The organism is Micromonospora sp. NBC_00821, assembly GCF_036347035.1.
GTDB classification, from domain to species: Bacteria; Actinomycetota; Actinomycetes; order Mycobacteriales; family Micromonosporaceae; genus Micromonospora; species Micromonospora hortensis.
The window spans coordinates 2,300,728-2,316,341 of sequence record NZ_CP108880.1 but is presented as its reverse complement, the minus strand read 5'-3'; the positions used below and the strand labels follow the sequence as shown (position 1 = coordinate 2,316,341).

Genomic DNA, 15,614 nt, shown 5'->3' with positions numbered 1-15,614 from the left:
CTGTCGGATCAGCGGCCGCGGACGGGGCCGGTGCTGGAGCGCAACGAGATGGGCGGGCTGTAGAGGCGGTGTCGTGGCACGGCGCCGGGAGCCGCGATGATCTCCAGAAGCAGCGACACCGCCTCGGCGCCCATCTCGACCATCGGCACGTCGGCGGCGGTCAGCGGCGGACGGAAATCCTCCGCCCAGTGCTGCGCGGCGACTCCGGTGACGGAGAAGTCGCGTGGCACTGACAGCCCGGCGCCGGTCAACGCGCGCTGCATTCCGGGCAGCGCGGCCTCGTTGATGGTGGCCACCGCCGTGACCTCCGGGTGCGTCGCCAACAGTTGCTCCATGCACGCCTCGCCGGAGGCGGTGTCGTCGCCGCTGCAGACCTCCACGCCGGTCAACCCCCGCTCCGCCGCCGCCGCCCGAAAGCCGGTCAGGGCACGATGGCTGGGGCCGTACCCGGCGGCCACCAACTCGGCGGACCGGTTCACGAGTGCCACGTGCCGGTGCCCCAGGTCGGCCAGGTGCTGCACGCACCGAGCGATCAGCCCGGCGTAGTCGATGTCGATCCAACTCATCCCGTGCGGCTCGGCGGTCCGGCCGATGGTGACGAACGGCAGCCCGGCCTTGGTCAGTCGGGTCACCCGGTCGTCCGCCAACCGGATCTCCATCAGGACCACGCCGTCCACCCGACGCCCGGTGACGATCCGCTCGAACGACCGGTCATGGTCGCCACCGGAGGGGGACAGCAGCACGTCGAGGTCATGGCGGGCGGCGGCCTCGACGACGCTGGCGACGAAGCCCAGCTGCATGTCGGTCAACCGCTGGCTCGCTGGCGGGATGACCAGCCCGAGGGTGCGGGTGCGCCCCTCCTTGAGAGCACGGGCGCTGGCGTTCGGCCGGTAGTCCAACTCGTCGATGACCGACTGGATCCGTTGCCGGGTCGCCTCCGACACGCTGCGTTTTCCGCTGAGCACGTAGGAAACGGTGCTGCGGGACACCCCCGCCCGGCGAGCGATCTCCCCGATGTTCATCAATCGCCCTCGAATCGATTTTTGCCCCGACACGGGGACGCACCTTGCTCCGCTGACCAGCATATCCGTCCTCAGGCTCATCGATCGATGACCAACGTGTGTCAACTAGCGCTCATAGATGGACGCCCATTAATGTCACAGGTATGACGTGTGACGTCAATTCCATCGCCCCACCCCGCTACGCACCCGAAAGGATCCGATGAATGTGAAGAGAAAACTGGGCCGCCTGATGGCCGCCGCCGGGACCCTGTTCGTCCTCGTCGTCGGCGCCGGCGCCTATGTGGTCTCGGACGCGCCGGGCGTCGCGCACGCGGCCGGCACGGGTCCGTGTGACATCTACGCCTCCGGCGGCACGCCGTGTGTGGCCGCGCACAGCACCACCCGCGCGCTGTACGGCGCGTACAACGGCCCGCTCTACCAGGTCCGACGATCGTCGGACAACACCACCCGCGACGTCGGCGTGCTCAGCGAGGGCGGCTACGCCAACGCCGCCACCCAGGACACGTTCTGCGCCAACACCAACTGCGTCATCACGATCATCTACGACCAGTCCGGCCGCAACAACCGTCTCACCCAGGCGCCCCCCGGCTACTTCGTCGGCCCCGCTCCCGGCGGATTCGACAACCTCGCCGACGCGAAGGCGGCACCGGTCACCGTCGGCGGCCAGAAGGCGTACGGCGTCTACATCGCCCCCGGCACCGGCTACCGCAACAACAACACCAACGGCGTCGCGACCGGCGACCAGCCCGAGGGCATCTACGCGGTCGTCGACGGCACGCACTACAACCAGTGGTGCTGCTTCGACTACGGCAACGCGCAGACCAACAACCTCGCCGACGAGCGCGCCATCATGGAGACCGTCTACTTCGGCGCCAACAAGCAGTGGGGCTACGGGGCGGGGGCCGGCCCGTGGATCATGGCCGACCTGGAGTGGGGGCTGTTCTCCGGCGTCAACGCGGGCTACAACAACATCGCGTCGATCAACCACCGCTTCGTCACCGCCATGGTCAAGGGCGAGCCGAACCACTGGGCGATCCGGGGCGGCAACGCCCAGTCGGGCAGCCTGACGACCTACTTCGACGGGCCACGCCCCAACGGCTACCACCCGATGAAGAAGGAAGGTGCCATCCTGCTCGGCATCGGCGGTGACAACAGCATCACCGGTCGCGGCACCTTCTTCGAGGGTGTACTGACCTCCGGCTACCCGACGGCGGCCACCGAGAACGCCGTCCAGGCCAACATCAACGCCGCCGCCTACGCGCCGGCCGGCGGCGGCAACCCGCAGCAGAACGTCCAGGTCGTCGGCGCACAGTCCAGCCGCTGCATCGACGTACCGAACGGCAGCACCACCAACGGCACCCAGGTCCAACTCTGGGACTGCGTCGGCAACACCGCGCAGCGCTGGACCTACACCGCCGGCAAACAACTCCAGGTGTACGGCAACAAGTGCCTCGACGCCTCCGGCCAGGGCACCGCCAACGGCACCCAGGCCATCATCTGGGACTGCCACAGCGGCACCAACCAACAGTGGAACCTCAACTCCAACGGCACCATCACCGGCGTCCAGTCCGGGCTCTGCCTCGACGCCAACGCGGCCGCCACCGCCAACGGCACCAAGCTCATCCTCTGGGCCTGCAACGGCGGCACCAACCAGCGGTGGTCCACCCGCAGCTGACCCACCATCCGATTGAGCGGCCGTGGGCGGCACGGCCGTGAGCTACCTGGCGGCCTGCACCGTTCAACTGGCCCGCAGTGTCAATCTGTGAGGAGCGGTATACCTCAGCGGCATAAATATGCCTCTGAGGTATACCGCTCAACACCGCGTCCGCCCGCGACCCGGGCCGGGTAGGTTTCGGGACTGGGCGAAAAGCGGGGGTCGGATGATCAAGGGTTGGCACGGCTGGTTCGGTACGTTCAACGGCGTCGTCCTCATCACTGTGGTCGTCCTGCCGTTGGCCGCCCTTGCGGTGTGGGCCCTGGCGCGTCGCCGACGTGCCACCGGCGACGCGTCGGCGTGGCGGACGTCTCTGGCCGACGTCGGCATCGTCTATGGCACGGTCCCCTGGGTCTGGATGATCATGTTGCCGGGTGAGCAGGCCGGCACCGTCTCCGGCCGGGTGACACTGGTGCCGCTGCGCGACCTGCTCACGATCTTCTCCGACGGGGGTCCGGGGACGGCGACGTTCCAGATCGTCGGCAACCTGCTGGTCTTCGCGGCCCTCGGGTTCTTCGCCCCGCTGCGGTTCCCGGCGCTGGCATCGGTGCCGCGGATCCTGGCCCTCGCGGCCGGCTGCTCGGTCCTGGTCGAGACCGCCCAGTACGTCCTGCGGCTGGACCGGGTGTCGTCGGTGGACGACGTCCTGCTCAACGCCGCGGGCGCCGGGCTGGCGGCGCTGGTATCCCGCCGCTGGTGGCGCGACACACCCGACACGTCCACGGATCGTCGACCTCAGCCGGCCCCGGCAGCGGGACGCTGAGCGTCCCGGTCAACTACCAACAGAGCTGACAGTCGATCAGGTGGACGGCCCTGCCAACCGCTCCAGCCGCGCCAGACCATCCCAGCCGCGCTCGCGCATCAGACCCAGCAGCCGCTTCACCCGCGGGTCCGCCTCGACGGCCAGCGCGTCCAGAAGGTCGAACGGTAGATCGTCCTGCGCCACCTCACCGAGGTCGATCTCGCCAGAGCGGTATGCCTGATCGGCGAGGCTGGCCAAGATGTCGGCGGCCTCCACCAGACGCGCGTCGTCGCTGGTGTCGCTCTCGAAGACCTCCGACAGGATCCGATAGAGCCGAATGAGTTGCGGGTCGTCGAGCTGCGCGATCTTGCTGGGCATCCATTCGCGGACGCGATCGGGCCAGCGAGCCGACATCAGGATCCAGCTGTCCCGCTCACCCGCCACCACCCGTTCGGAGACGCCAATGTCCCGGAGCCGGTCGAGGTAGGTGGTCACCTCTGGTGCGAGCGCCAGACGATCCCCGGAGGCGAGTTGCGCGATCTGCTTCCGGCTGGTCTCCAGTCGTGCGATCTCGTCGCCCAGGTGCCTGTCGATCTCCTCGACCGCGGCCGCGAAGGTCGACGCGTCGGCGTCCAGCATCTGACCGATCTGGGAGAGCGGTACGCCGGCGTTGGCGAGAATCCGGATCCTGATGAGGGACACCACCGCCCCTGCGCTGTACCGCCGGTAGCCCGAGGAGTCCCGCTCGGGCTCCGGCAGCAGGCCGATCTGGTGGTAGTGCCGTACCGCCCGCACCGTGACCCCGGTGTACGCCGCCAGTTGACTGATCGTCAGCATGCCCTGATCCTGCCCTTACCTTGCCAGCCCTGGCCGACATCGGGTCAGGAGATCTTGCGGCGGTAGGTCAGGGTGGCGAACAGGTAGGCCACCACGAGAATGCCGACGCACCAGGCGAGGGCGGTCCAGATGCCCGATCCGACCGGCTTCTGCGCGAAGAGGTCTCGGATCGCGTTGACGATGGCGGTCACCGGCTGGTGCTCGGCGAAGGCGCGCACCGGGCCGGGCATCGACGCGGTGGGCACGAAGGCCGAGCTGACGAACGGCAGGAAGACCAGGGGGTACGAGAAGGCGCTCGCGCCGTCCACCGACTGGGCGGTGAGGCCCGGGATGATGGCGATCCAGGTCAGCGCCAGCGTGAACAGCACCAGGATGCCGGCGACGGCGAGCCACCCCAGCACGTTCGTTCCGGTGCGGAAGCCCATGAGCAGTGCGACGAGGACGACGACGACCAACGAGATCAGGTTGGCGACCAGCGAGGTCAGCACGTGCGCCCAGAGCACCGACGATCGTGCGATCGGCATGGACTGGAATCGTTCGAAGATGCCGCCCTGCATGTCCAGGAAGAGCCGAAAGGCGGTGTACGAGATGCCCGAGGCGATCGTGATGACCAGGATGCCGGGGAGCAGATAGTTCACGTACGAGTCGGAGCCGGTCTCGATCGCGCCGCCGAAGACGTAGACGAACAGCAGCATGAAGGCGATCGGCATGACTGCGGTCGTGATGATGGTGTCCGGGCTGCGGGCGATGTGGCGCAGTGAGCGTCCCAGCAGGACAGTGGTGTCGCCGAGGAAGTGCTTGTTCATCGTTGTTCCTTCTCGGTCTTGGCGCCGACGAGGGTGAGGAAGACGTCCTCGAGGGTCGGCTGCTTCTCGACGTACTCGATCTCAGCGGGTGGCAGGAGCTGCTTGAGCTCGTCGAGGGTGCCGTTCACGATGATTCGTCCCTCGTGGAGGATCGCGATCCGGTCGGCGAGTTGTTCGGCCTCGTCGAGGTACTGGGTGGTGAGCAGCACCGTCGTGCCGCTGCGGGCGAGTTCCTTGATCGCCTGCCACACCTCGATGCGCGCCTCCGGGTCCAGCCCGGTCGTCGGCTCGTCGAGGAAGATGACCGGCGGGTTCCCGATCAGGCTCATCGCGATGTCGAGACGGCGACGCATACCGCCGGAGTACGTCCGCACCCTCCGGGCGCCCGCCTCGGTCAGCGAGAAGCGCCTCAGCAGGTCGTCCGCGATTGCGCCGGGCTCCTTGAGGTGCCGCAGCCGGGCGACCAGGATCAGGTTCTCCCGCCCGGTGAGGATCTCGTCGACCGCCGCGAACTGCCCGGTGAGACTGATCGACTGTCGTACCTCGGCGGCCTGGGTCGCCGCGTCGAAGCCGGCGACCCGGGCCGTCCCGCCGTCGGCCCTGAGGAGCGTGGCCAGGATCCTCACCACTGTGGTCTTGCCGGCACCGTTCGAGCCGAGCAGGGCGAAGATGCTGCCCCGCGCGACGTCGATGTCGACGCCGCGCAGCACCGTCAGCTGCTTGAACGACTTCTCCAGGCCATGCACGTGGATCGCGGGCTGCTCGGCCTGAGCTGGCGTGTGCGAATTGCTCATGGCGGCAGCATGGAGGGTTGACGCAGCGTCAGGGTCAAGCCCGATGCCGCAGGCCTCAGTCGGGCTTCGGTTGGGACCGTAGGCGACGCATCTGGGCGTGGCTGAGGTCGTGCGCTCGGTTCATGTGGCGCGTGATCACCTCCAGCTCCTCGTCGGTGTGCTCGTCGAGGAGTATCCGCCAGGACTGGCCGAGGTCGTCCCAGACCGCGGTGACCCGGTCGAGGCGATCCGGGACCGGGGCGACCAACACCCGGCGCTCGCCACCGGGGTCCGGCAGGGCCGGGCCCTCATTGACGCCGCGGCAGCCGCCGGCCTCGGTCACCTCGTGTTGACCACCGTCGCGCACGCCGACCGCCGCGTCGACATCGTCCCCGACGAACGCACACCCACCCAACTGGCCGAGATCCTCGCAAACACCATCGGCCGCCCGATCACCCACGCGCAGGTGCCGCTGGCCCAGGTTCGACAGCGGTCCACCGACCTGGCGGCCATGTTCGACTACTTCAGCACCGTGGGCCTGACCGTCGACGTCGCCGCGTTGCACCGGGACTACCCGGAGGTCGGCTGGCACAGCTTCGCCGACTGGGCCCTCGCCCAGGACTGGCCCGCGCTGCTGTCGGAGACGCGTGCGCGACCCTGACTCTTAACTCCGATGTCATCACCCGATCCCACTGGTGACGTGTCGCCGTCCGCCGGAAGGAGTTGGCTGCCAGTCGTCGCACTACGTCTTGACCAGGAGTTGATCCACGTGCCTTCCTCTCGTCGTACCTTCCTCGCCAGCGGCGCCGCCGCCGGCGTCGGCCTTGCCGTCGCGGGCGGCCTGCCGTCCCTGGCGCAGGCCAGCCCGGCCCGGCCGCACCCGCCGGTGAAGCCCGGTAACGTGCCCTTCCCGCCGCTCGTGGACGACCCCAAGGGAATCCTGGCCCTGCCCAAGGGCTTCAGCTACACGGTGGTCACGCGTACCGGTGTCACCCGGCTCGACCGCGGCCAGGGCACCACCCCGTCCGACCATGACGGCATGGCCGTCTACGACGCCGGCCACGGCCGGTACACCCTGATCCAGAACCACGAGATCGACCCGGGCGCCGAGTTCGGCGTGCCGCACGTCAAGGGCACTGTCTACGACGCGGGCGCCGTCGACGCCGGCGGTTGCACGGTGATCAAGACCGACCTCGCGGGCCGCAACCACGGTGAGTTCGTGGCGCTCTCCGGCACCATCTCCAACTGCGCCGGCGGGCCGACCCCCTGGGGCACCTGGCTCACCTGCGAGGAGACCGAGGACCGGGCCGGCGACACGTGGGAAGAGGGCGGCCGGTCCGGCGTCTACCAGAAGGACCACGGCTACGTCTTCGAGGTGTGGGCCGACGGCAGCGCCGACCCGAAGCCGATCAAGTGCCTGGGCCGCTACTCCCACGAGGCCCTTGCCGTCGACAAGGACCGCACCCGGGTCTACCTCTCCGAGGACGCCGACGGGCCCAACGGCCTCTTCTACCGCTGGACGGCACCACACGGCGTCAAGCTGGGCCCGGGCGTGCTCACCCGCCTCGCACCGAACGCCGGCGTGCTCGCCGCGATGCAGATCATCATGGATGACGGTTCGGTGCTGCCGGACGTCGCCTACCTGACCTCCGCCCAGCTGGGCCGCCCCTTCCCGGTCCGCTGGATCGAGGTACCGGACCGCGACGCGCGCACCACGTCGGTACGCGAGCAGTTCGCCGACGGCCAGGTCACCCGCGGACGCAAGTTCGAGGGCGTGTGGGCCACCGACGAGGGCGTGTACGTGGTCAACTCCTACGCCTGGGACGAGGGTGACCTGCCGGCGGACGCGGCGCCGCACGACGGAATGGTCTGGTTCTACAACTACAAGAACCAGACCATCCAGCTGGTGACGTACTTCCCGCACCAGACCGCCTCCGAGGAGGGTACGGCGGTCAAGTACACCGACCTCACCTTCGACGGCCCGGACAACGTGACAGTCACCCCGTGGGGAAGCCTCGTTCTCGCCGAGGACGGCACGGGAGCCTCGCACGTGCTCAGCACGATCCCGGGCGGGCCCACGTACGCGATCGCCCGCAACCAGCTCAACGACTCGGAGTTCTGCGGGCCGACCTTCAGCGCGGACGGCAAGGTGCTCTTCGTCAACATGCAGGACCCGGGCCTCACCCTGGCCATCACCGGTCCGTGGGAGAAGTACCTGGGCTGACCGAGCCCGACGGTGGGGGCCAGGCGATTTCGCCCGGCCCCCATCAGGCTCGGCCGCGCTCAGGAGACGCGCGGCAGGCGGCACTAGTCGAGGCAGAACTCGTTGCCCTCGACGTCCTGCATGTTGAGGCACGACTCGTTCTCACCGTCGGCGAGCAACAACTGCCCGCGTACCGCGCCGAGCGGGATCAGCCGCGCGCATTCGGCCTCGAGGGCGGCCAGGCGCTCTTCGCCCACGAGCCCGGTGACGACCCGCACGTCGAGGTGCACCCGGTTCTTGACGACCTTGCCCTCGGGCACCCGCTGGAAGTACAGCCGTGGGCCCACCCCCGACGGGTCACTGCACGCGAACCACGAACCCTGCTCGAAACTGACATCGTCCCAGGTGGCGAGCCCCTCCGGGGGCGGCGGCGGGACGTACCCCAACACCTCACACCAGAAACGACCGACGCGCACGGGCTCGGCGCAGTCGAATGTCACTTGGACCTGCTTGACCAACATCCGTTCACCTTATGAGTCGCGCTGCCGCCGCTGTCCTCGCGCCCCAGGTGCTAGGAGGTGACGCGCTGGCGTTGGTAGTGGCGGGCGGCCTTGGCGCGAGCGCCGCAGCCGTCCATCGAGCACCAGCGTCGGGTGCCGTTGCGCGACGTGTCGTAGAAGTGCAGGACGCACGCGGGGTTACCGCAGCGTCGGATGCGGTGGGGTTCCTGACCTAGCAGGTCCAGGTAGTTGATGGCCGCTCGCCAGGAGGGGAGCCAGCCCGGGTCGACGTCAGGCTGCTCATGCGCGGCCCCCGCACGGAGCGTGTAGCGCGAAGCACCACGGGCGAGGATCGCGTTGACCCCCCGTTCGGCGGCGTCGTCGGGCTGTTCGAGGACGCGGCGCAGCGCGGACCGCGTCTCCCGTAACGGGGTCTCCACCGCTGCGGGGTCACCCTCCAGATGGTGTTCGGCGAGCCATCCCCGCAGCCCGTCCGGCTCGTCGAACAGGTCGACCCGGCGGCCCCGCTCGACCCACTGGGTGTTGACCAGGTCCAGTGCGAGGGGTTCGCCCATCAGTGGCCGACGTGTCATGTCACCAACCTTACCACCGTCCGGCGTTTGACAGGTTAGCCACTGCGACGTATGTTCTTACCGGCAAAAGTCGTAACGATGGTTAGGTGGAACCCGTCCGCCTACCGGGGCGCCGACTCTCACCGCCCGGCCCACCCCTGGAAGGGGGCGCTCGTCATGCCACACCGCTACCTGCAGGAACTGACCACCGCGTCGGTGGTCGCCGCGCAACAGCGCTACGGCAGCCGGCCCGCCATGCAGCGCATGACCGCCGGGTGGGACACGGATGCGACATTCAGTGACGATGAGGCCGCTTTCATCACCGAACGCGACAACTTCTACCTCGGCACTGTCGGCGAGAACGGTTGGCCGTACCTACAGCACCGCGGCGGCCCACCCGGCTTCCTGCACGTCCTCGACCCCGTCGACGGGCACAGCGTCCTCGGCTGGGCCGACCTGCGCGGCAATCGGCAGTACCTGTCGGTCGGCAACCTCGCCACGTCACCGCGGGTCTCGCTGCTGCTCATGGACTACGCCCACCAGCGCCGGCTCAAAATCATCGGCACGGCGCACGTCACCGACGCGCGGGACAGCGGGTTCGAGGAGCTGCTGGCAAGGCTGAGCGCGCCCGGACCAGCGGGCCGGGTCGAACGGTTGATCACCGTCAAGGTGCAGGGCTACGACTGGAACTGCCCCCAACACATCACGCCCCGCTTCACCGAGGCGGAACTCTCCGACGCGCTCGCGCCGGTACGCGACGAACTCGCCCGCCTGCGCGCCGAGAATCAGGCCCTGCGCGAGCAGGCGCGTCAACAACTAGGGAGAACACCATGAACAAGCTGACCGTACGCACCGTCGGCGGCCCCACTGCCGTCCTCGACTACGCGGGCCAGCGCGTCGTGCTGGACCCGACGTTCGACGATCCGCGGACGTACCAGAACGGGCCGGTCACCGCCACCAAGTTCACCGGCCCGAGCGCGGCGCCCACCGACCTCGATCCGGTCGACGTGGTGCTCGTGTCGCACGAACACCACATCGACAACCTCGACATCTCCGGGCGGGAGTACGCCCGCCGGGCCCGACGGGTGTTCACCACCACGGCGGGGGCACCGAATCTCGGGCCACTGGCGACCGGCCTGCGGCCCTTCGAGTACGCCGAGGTCGGCGACGTGCGTGTCACAGCGGTTCCGGCGCTGCACGGTTCGCCGGAGATCGGCGTGGTCAACGGCCCGGTGATCGGCTTCGTGCTGGAGGCGACCGGTTGGCCGACGGTCTATGTCAGCGGCGACAACGCCTCGCTGGATGTGGTGGCGGTCGTCGCGGAGCAGTTTCCGGCGATAGAGATCGCGATCCTCAACCTCGGCGCGGCCCAGATCGCGGCCCGCGGCGAGGCGTTCCTCACCCTGACCGCGGAACTGGCGGCCCGAGCGGCGACCGTGCTCGGCGTCCGGGCGGTCATCCCGGTCCATCAGGACGGCTGGGGGCACTACACCCAGGGCGCCGACGACGTCGTGCGGGCCTTCGAGGCCGCGGGCCTGACGGACGTGCTCGTCGACCTGCGACCCGGCGACTCAGCCACCGTCTGACCACGGCCTGCGGATATCTCACTCCACCTTGGTGAGAAGTGGTTTCCCCTTCTCGACGACGTACGTGGCCAATTCGACAGCAACACCATCGCCGACGTTGCGGGCCTGGTGGTGCACACCGTACGGGACCGTGAGCGCGTCGCCGGGATTGCACACAATGGGTGGCTGCCCCTCCAGCCGATATTCGAGCGTTCCCTGCAGAACACAGATGATTTCCTCGCCGGGGTGGAAATGCTTGAACGGTGGCGAATCAGGGGTGAACTCCACCCGCGTCTGAATGACCTCTCGCCCGGGGATGCTGAGGTCGTGCCGTTGCAGATCGATCCGCCACAGCCCTGGTGCTGACTCCACCGCCGTGGGGCTGATCCCCTCGGGTCGATCCTTGGTGCTCATGACGGCCTCCTGTTAGCCGTCGGGCCGACGGCCATTACTCGGATTGGTGCATCCCCGTCGAGAATAGGGAGTCACAGACGATCGGGGGCGGGGATGCCGACACGGAGGTCCGATTCCGCGAAGCGGGCCTGTGCCGGGCGCGTAATTCGGCTTGTGCTGTTCCCTGAGGACTGCTTCGCTGTTGCCCGTGACCGAGCTTCGTACGCCGCGACTGCGCCTGCACCCCATCGACACCGCAGAGGGGGAACGCATCGTCGGGCAGCGCGCCGGGGCCGGGGACGACTGGGCCGAGGACTTCCCTTTCGACGGCGACGTCCTCGGCGTGCGGGGCTTTCTCGCCGCCACCGCTGCCTACGGCGACCGACGTCCGTTCGGGCACTACCGGATCACCCGCACCGCCGACGGAAAAGCCATCGGAGGAATCGGTTTCAAGGGCCAGCCGGAGGACGGACGCATCGAGGTCGGTTACGGCCTCGCCGCGTCAGCCCGGGGAAACGGCTACGCGGCGGAGGCACTGGCCGCCCTGCTCGACCTCGCGACCGCGCACGGGCTGTCCTGCGTTGTCGCCGAGACCACCGGCGACAACGTCGCCTCCCGGCGGACCCTCGAACGTGCCGGCTTCCGGCACACCGGCACCAACGACGATCTCTACCGGTACGAGGTACTCCTCGGCGCCCCCTCGCGACCGACTCGGACGCGGTAGTCCGATCCGGCGGCGGCCCGCTGCAGCCGAGGTCACCGACGAGGCAGCAGCCCTCGATCGGTCATGTGGGCGCGCAACGTCTCGGCATCCTCGGCGGACATCAGCCAGCGGGGGATCACGGTCGCGGGCATTCGGCCGACGTACACGACCCAGAAATCTCCGGTTTCCCGCACCTGGGCAACCCCGTCCCAGGCGATGCCGCCGGACTCCGAGCCGCTGCGCATCATGATGTTGTCATCGGTGATGTCGTAGGCGCCCTCGACGGCGTAGTTACCGGAGCGGCGTCGGGCGCGCGCCAGCACCCACGGCCGGTACAGCATCGACAGCACGCCGGCCACGACCAGCGCGGTCCACAGCGGCGAACTCCGCTCGCCCCACCCGAACCCTCGCGAGACGACGAGACCGATGACCCCGACTGCCGTCAGGACCGCCCCGATGTAGCCGAATCTGCGGAGCCGGGCGTTGCCGAGCGCAGCGGCCACCCGGCTCGGGTAGGCGGGATCGGCGGGGACGTCAAAACGGATCTGCACGCCAGAACGATAGTGCCTCCACCCGCCCCGGAAGGCGCCTTGCCCCGCCCCACCTGACACGGCGAGGGCATCCGGGTGCGGCAGTCTGATGAGGTGAACGCCGACGACGTCCGAGTGCCCCGGGCCCAGGCGGGGTCGAGCCCGCAGCATCTGCTGACGACAGTGCTCGGCGAGTACCTCGACTCCTCCGACGCCAACCTGCCTTCGACGGCGGTCATCGCGATTCTGCGGGAGTTCGGGATCAGCGAGTCCAGCGCCCGTGCCGCGTTGTCCCGACTGGTCAAGCGTGGTCTCATCGCGACAAGGAGGAAGGGCCGGTCACCGGTCTACCACCTCACGCCGCAGGCGATCGCCAAGCACCGCTCCCGGATGCGGCACTTCCTGAACTTCGGCTCTCACCCAGTGCCCTGGACCGGCGAATGGGTGCTGGCCTCCTTCTCTGTTCCGAACACCGGCCAGGCGTCCCGTCATGCGCTCCGCAGGTCGCTGACCGCACTGGGGTTCGTGGGCCTGTACGACAGCGTGTGGATCCGGCCGGGATCCGACGCCGCGCCGGCGCGGGAGGCGCTGCACGACCTGCTGCACCGCGTCGAGGGTGCCCGATGGTCGGTCCTGCACGTCCGGTTCGACGAGGAGGCAGGGCCACACGGGCCGGCCTCCGCGTACGACCTGACCAGTCTCGCGTCCGCGTACTCGAGCTTCATCGAGCAGTACGCGGAGCTGCGGACAGCCGCGCGCAACGGGGAGGTGGACCCGGCCCGGGCGTTGGTGGCTCGGACCTCCGCGATGGATTCCTGGCGGAAGTTCGCCGACATCGACCCGGACCTCCCCCCGCACCTGCTGCCGGGGTCCTGGCCTCGCCGGGAGGCCAGGGAGACCTTCCTGGACATCCACACCACGCTCGGCTCGCTCGCTCAGGCGCGTCTGGTCGAGGTGGCGACGCCGCACTGGCCGGATGCCGCCTCGTGGATCACCCACTTCCAGGCGTCGAGGGATCCCTCGCGGCCGGAGCCGACCGGCGGAAAGCACGGCAGCGGCCCACTCGCCGGCTGACGACGGAGCGGCCGGTCAGAGCCAGCAAGACATTGACACTTTTCATTGCGACAGTGATAGTAACTGCATACAGCTCCCATCTGAGCGCCTGTAGGGACCGCGGCCGGGCGGTCGCCGGCGCTGAATGAGCGGGCAGTGGCGACCGAGGGCACGGCCGCCGCCCAGGCCGCGACGCGCCGACGTCGACCACACCCGTGGCCAGCGCCGAGCACTCTCGTCGGGGCGCGAGTGACACCACCGCCACCGCTGGGAGCGCCACAGTGACTGTTCCTGGAGGATTCAATGAGAAGGCGAGCAAAGATCTACGCGGGGCTGTTGGCCGCCATCGCTCCGGTCACCTCCGTGATCATGGCACTCGGCGGGACACCGGCGTCCGCCGCGATCGGCGGTTCCGGCCCCTACCCCGCCGACTACGAAACCTCGGCCACCCTGGCCAACCACAGCATCTTCCGGCCGCAGACCCTCCCGTCCGAACGCCTGCCCATCGTCGTGTGGGGCAACGGCGGCTGCTCGGCCAACGGACTCTCCCAGGGCAACTTCCTCCGCGAGATCGCCTCCCACGGCTTCCTCGCCATCGCCAACGGCGCCCCGAACGGGTCCGGCTCCACCACCTCCCAGATGCTCACCCAGTCCATCGACTGGGCGGTCGCGGAGAACTCCCGGCAGGGCAGCAAGTACTACAACAAGATCGACACGAGCAAGGTCGCTGTGGCGGGTTTCTCCTGCGGAGGCCTGGAGGCGTACGCCGTCTCGAACGACCCGCGCGTCACCACGACCGGCATCTTCAGCAGCGGTCTGCTGAACGACGCCGACGACTACCAGCTCAGGAGACTGACCAAGCCGATCGCCTACTTCGTCGGCGGGCCCAGCGACATCGCCTACCCGAACGCCATTGACGACTGGGGCAAGCTGCCCGCGGGCCTGCCCGCCTTCATGGGCAACCTGAACGTCGGGCATGGCGGCACCTACGACCAGGCCAACGGCGGAGAGTTCGGCCGGGTGGCGACTCTCTACCTCAAGTGGCGCCTGAAGGGCGACACCACCGCCGGCCGCACCTTCGTCGGCGCCGACTGCGGTCTGTGTAGCAGCCAGTGGAGCGTCCAGCAGAAGAACCTGACGCTCGACGGCGGCACCCCGCCTCCCACCACCCCGCCTCCCACCACCCCGCCTCCCACCACGCCGCCGCCGACCGGTACCACCGGCTGCACCGCTGTCTACTCCGTCCAGGACCAGTGGAGCGGCGGATTCGTCGCCAACGTCAGCGTCACCGCGGGAACAACAGCCCTGACCGGCTGGCGGGTCACCCTCACCCTGCCCAGCGGCGCGTCGGTCAGCTCGCTCTGGAACGGGGTCAGCAGCGGCACCAGCGGGACCATCACGGTCGCCAACCAGAGCTACAACGGGCGACTGGCCGCAGGTCAGGCCACCAGTTTCGGCTTCCAGGGCACCGGCAGCGGCAGCGGAACCACAGCGAGTTGCACCGGAAACTGACGCCCCCGGCAGATCGAGTCGTTCGGTGGGCCGGTGCCCCGGCACCGGCCCACCGAGGCACGGCCGATAGGGAAGACTGGCGCGCATGGCTGATCTGAGCGATGCGAAGGCCGCGCTTCACCACTACCTCCGGGAAAGCCGCGAAAACCTCGTCTGGAAGCTCGACGGGCTCAGCGAACGGGAGGTCAGGCTGCCCCGCACGGCGACCGGCAACAACCTGCTGGGTGCGCTCAAGCATTGCCTCAACGTCGAAGCCGGCTACTTCGGGCCCACCTTCGGTCGCGAATTCCCGACGCCCCACGAGCTGGTCCCCTTGGCGGCGTACGACGAGGACCCGCAGGCGGACTGGTACGCCCGTGAGGACGAGACGAAGGACGGGCTGATCGACCTGTATCGCCGGGTTGGCGCGTTCGTTGACCAGACGATCGACCAGTTGCCCCTCGACGCGCCGGGGCGGGTGCCGTGGTGGCGGCCAGGTCGGCAGGACGTGACGCTACAACGGATCATCATCCACGTGACCTGCGATCTCGCCCGGCACGCAGGTCACGTCGACATCATGCGCGAACAGCACGACGCGGCGATCGGCCTCCGGCGGACCAACACCAACATCCCCGACGACTACGACTGGCCGGCCTACGTCAGCAAGCTGACGAAGCTGGCCGACCAGTTCTGATGATCGGCAAGACTGT

Annotated in this window: 18 protein-coding genes; 10 read left to right on the top strand and 8 right to left on the bottom strand. The window is 68.9% G+C overall.

Annotated elements, in window-relative coordinates; translation table 11 throughout:
* Positions 1-8: 8 nt before the first annotated feature.
* Positions 9-1,022, bottom strand: coding sequence for a LacI family DNA-binding transcriptional regulator (locus OHB44_RS10660; protein ID WP_091401000.1), 1,014 nt, complete (start codon positions 1,020-1,022; stop codon positions 9-11).
* 199 nt (positions 1,023-1,221) lie between these two features.
* Here OHB44_RS10660 and OHB44_RS10655 point away from each other — a divergent pair, with 199 nt between their 5' ends.
* Complete coding sequence (locus OHB44_RS10655; protein ID WP_266303226.1) at positions 1,222-2,697, top strand: arabinofuranosidase catalytic domain-containing protein; 1,476 nt, start codon at positions 1,222-1,224, stop codon at positions 2,695-2,697.
* Between the two features lie 205 nt (positions 2,698-2,902).
* The gene (locus OHB44_RS10650; protein WP_330440656.1) at positions 2,903-3,499 is read left to right on the top strand and encodes a VanZ family protein; all 597 of its coding nucleotides are present in this window, start codon (positions 2,903-2,905) and stop codon (positions 3,497-3,499) included.
* Between the two features lie 36 nt (positions 3,500-3,535).
* Here the strand turns inward: OHB44_RS10650 and OHB44_RS10645 are convergent, their stop codons facing one another.
* Genes OHB44_RS10645 through OHB44_RS10635 form a run of 3 tightly spaced genes read right to left on the bottom strand, consistent with a single transcriptional unit; the run spans position 3,536 to position 5,915 of the window.
* Positions 3,536-4,315, bottom strand: coding sequence for a MerR family transcriptional regulator (locus OHB44_RS10645; protein WP_266303228.1), 780 nt, complete (start codon positions 4,313-4,315; stop codon positions 3,536-3,538).
* Between the two features lie 44 nt (positions 4,316-4,359).
* Positions 4,360-5,121 carry an ABC transporter permease gene (locus tag OHB44_RS10640; RefSeq protein ID WP_238686489.1) on the bottom strand — a complete coding sequence of 254 codons (762 nt, stop codon included), beginning with the start codon at positions 5,119-5,121 and terminating at the stop codon, positions 4,360-4,362.
* Complete coding sequence (locus OHB44_RS10635) at positions 5,118-5,915, bottom strand: ABC transporter ATP-binding protein (protein ID WP_330440655.1); 798 nt, start codon at positions 5,913-5,915, stop codon at positions 5,118-5,120. Before OHB44_RS10635 ends, OHB44_RS10640 begins: the two co-directional genes overlap by 4 nt.
* Before the next feature lie 97 nt (positions 5,916-6,012).
* On the opposite strand from OHB44_RS10635, the gene OHB44_RS10630 reads away from it, so the two are divergent.
* A complete protein-coding gene (locus OHB44_RS10630; RefSeq protein WP_330440654.1) occupies positions 6,013-6,555 on the top strand; it encodes a hypothetical protein in 543 nt (180 codons plus the stop codon).
* A 108-nt stretch (positions 6,556-6,663) separates the two neighbouring features.
* Positions 6,664-8,118 (top strand): alkaline phosphatase PhoX, encoded by a 1,455-nt coding sequence (locus OHB44_RS10625; RefSeq protein ID WP_330440653.1) that lies wholly within the window; start codon positions 6,664-6,666, stop codon positions 8,116-8,118.
* 83 nt (positions 8,119-8,201) lie between these two features.
* Here OHB44_RS10625 and OHB44_RS10620 read toward each other — a convergent pair whose 3' ends face one another.
* On the bottom strand, positions 8,202-8,618 hold the full coding sequence (locus OHB44_RS10620; RefSeq protein WP_266303233.1) for a VOC family protein: 417 nt from the start codon (positions 8,616-8,618) through the stop codon (positions 8,202-8,204).
* A 50-nt stretch (positions 8,619-8,668) separates the two neighbouring features.
* Entirely contained in the window at positions 8,669-9,190 is a 522-nt protein-coding gene (locus tag OHB44_RS10615) for a CGNR zinc finger domain-containing protein (RefSeq protein WP_238686496.1), read from the bottom strand.
* A 78-nt stretch (positions 9,191-9,268) separates the two neighbouring features.
* Between OHB44_RS10615 and OHB44_RS10610 the strand changes: the two genes are divergently transcribed.
* Together OHB44_RS10610 and OHB44_RS10605 are read left to right on the top strand one after the other, a co-directional pair.
* Positions 9,269-10,003 carry a pyridoxamine 5'-phosphate oxidase family protein gene (locus tag OHB44_RS10610; RefSeq protein ID WP_330440652.1) on the top strand — a complete coding sequence of 245 codons (735 nt, stop codon included), beginning with the start codon at positions 9,269-9,271 and terminating at the stop codon, positions 10,001-10,003.
* Positions 10,000-10,755 (top strand): MBL fold metallo-hydrolase, encoded by a 756-nt coding sequence (locus tag OHB44_RS10605; protein ID WP_330440650.1) that lies wholly within the window; start codon positions 10,000-10,002, stop codon positions 10,753-10,755. Before OHB44_RS10610 ends, OHB44_RS10605 begins: the two co-directional genes overlap by 4 nt.
* Positions 10,756-10,773: 18 nt before the next feature.
* Here OHB44_RS10605 and OHB44_RS10600 read toward each other — a convergent pair whose 3' ends face one another.
* Positions 10,774-11,148 carry a cupin domain-containing protein gene (locus OHB44_RS10600; RefSeq protein WP_238686500.1) on the bottom strand — a complete coding sequence of 125 codons (375 nt, stop codon included), beginning with the start codon at positions 11,146-11,148 and terminating at the stop codon, positions 10,774-10,776.
* 187 nt (positions 11,149-11,335) lie between these two features.
* On the opposite strand from OHB44_RS10600, the gene OHB44_RS10595 reads away from it, so the two are divergent.
* A complete protein-coding gene (locus OHB44_RS10595; RefSeq protein ID WP_238686502.1) occupies positions 11,336-11,851 on the top strand; it encodes a GNAT family N-acetyltransferase in 516 nt (171 codons plus the stop codon).
* 32 nt (positions 11,852-11,883) lie between these two features.
* Here OHB44_RS10595 and OHB44_RS10590 read toward each other — a convergent pair whose 3' ends face one another.
* On the bottom strand, positions 11,884-12,381 hold the full coding sequence (locus OHB44_RS10590) for a YcxB family protein (RefSeq protein ID WP_238686504.1): 498 nt from the start codon (positions 12,379-12,381) through the stop codon (positions 11,884-11,886).
* Positions 12,382-12,474: 93 nt separating this feature from the next.
* Between OHB44_RS10590 and OHB44_RS10585 the strand changes: the two genes are divergently transcribed.
* The 3 genes from OHB44_RS10585 to OHB44_RS10575 all read left to right on the top strand — a co-directional run bounded on the left by OHB44_RS10585 (position 12,475) and on the right by OHB44_RS10575 (position 15,598).
* Positions 12,475-13,434 carry a PaaX family transcriptional regulator gene (locus tag OHB44_RS10585; protein WP_330440647.1) on the top strand — a complete coding sequence of 320 codons (960 nt, stop codon included), beginning with the start codon at positions 12,475-12,477 and terminating at the stop codon, positions 13,432-13,434.
* Positions 13,435-13,716: 282 nt separating this feature from the next.
* On the top strand, positions 13,717-14,925 hold the full coding sequence (locus tag OHB44_RS10580) for a cellulose binding domain-containing protein (RefSeq protein ID WP_330440646.1): 1,209 nt from the start codon (positions 13,717-13,719) through the stop codon (positions 14,923-14,925).
* Between the two features lie 85 nt (positions 14,926-15,010).
* Positions 15,011-15,598, top strand: a complete 588-nt coding sequence (locus OHB44_RS10575; protein WP_330440644.1) for a DinB family protein — start codon at positions 15,011-15,013, stop codon at positions 15,596-15,598.
* The last annotated feature ends 16 nt before the right edge of the window (positions 15,599-15,614 follow it).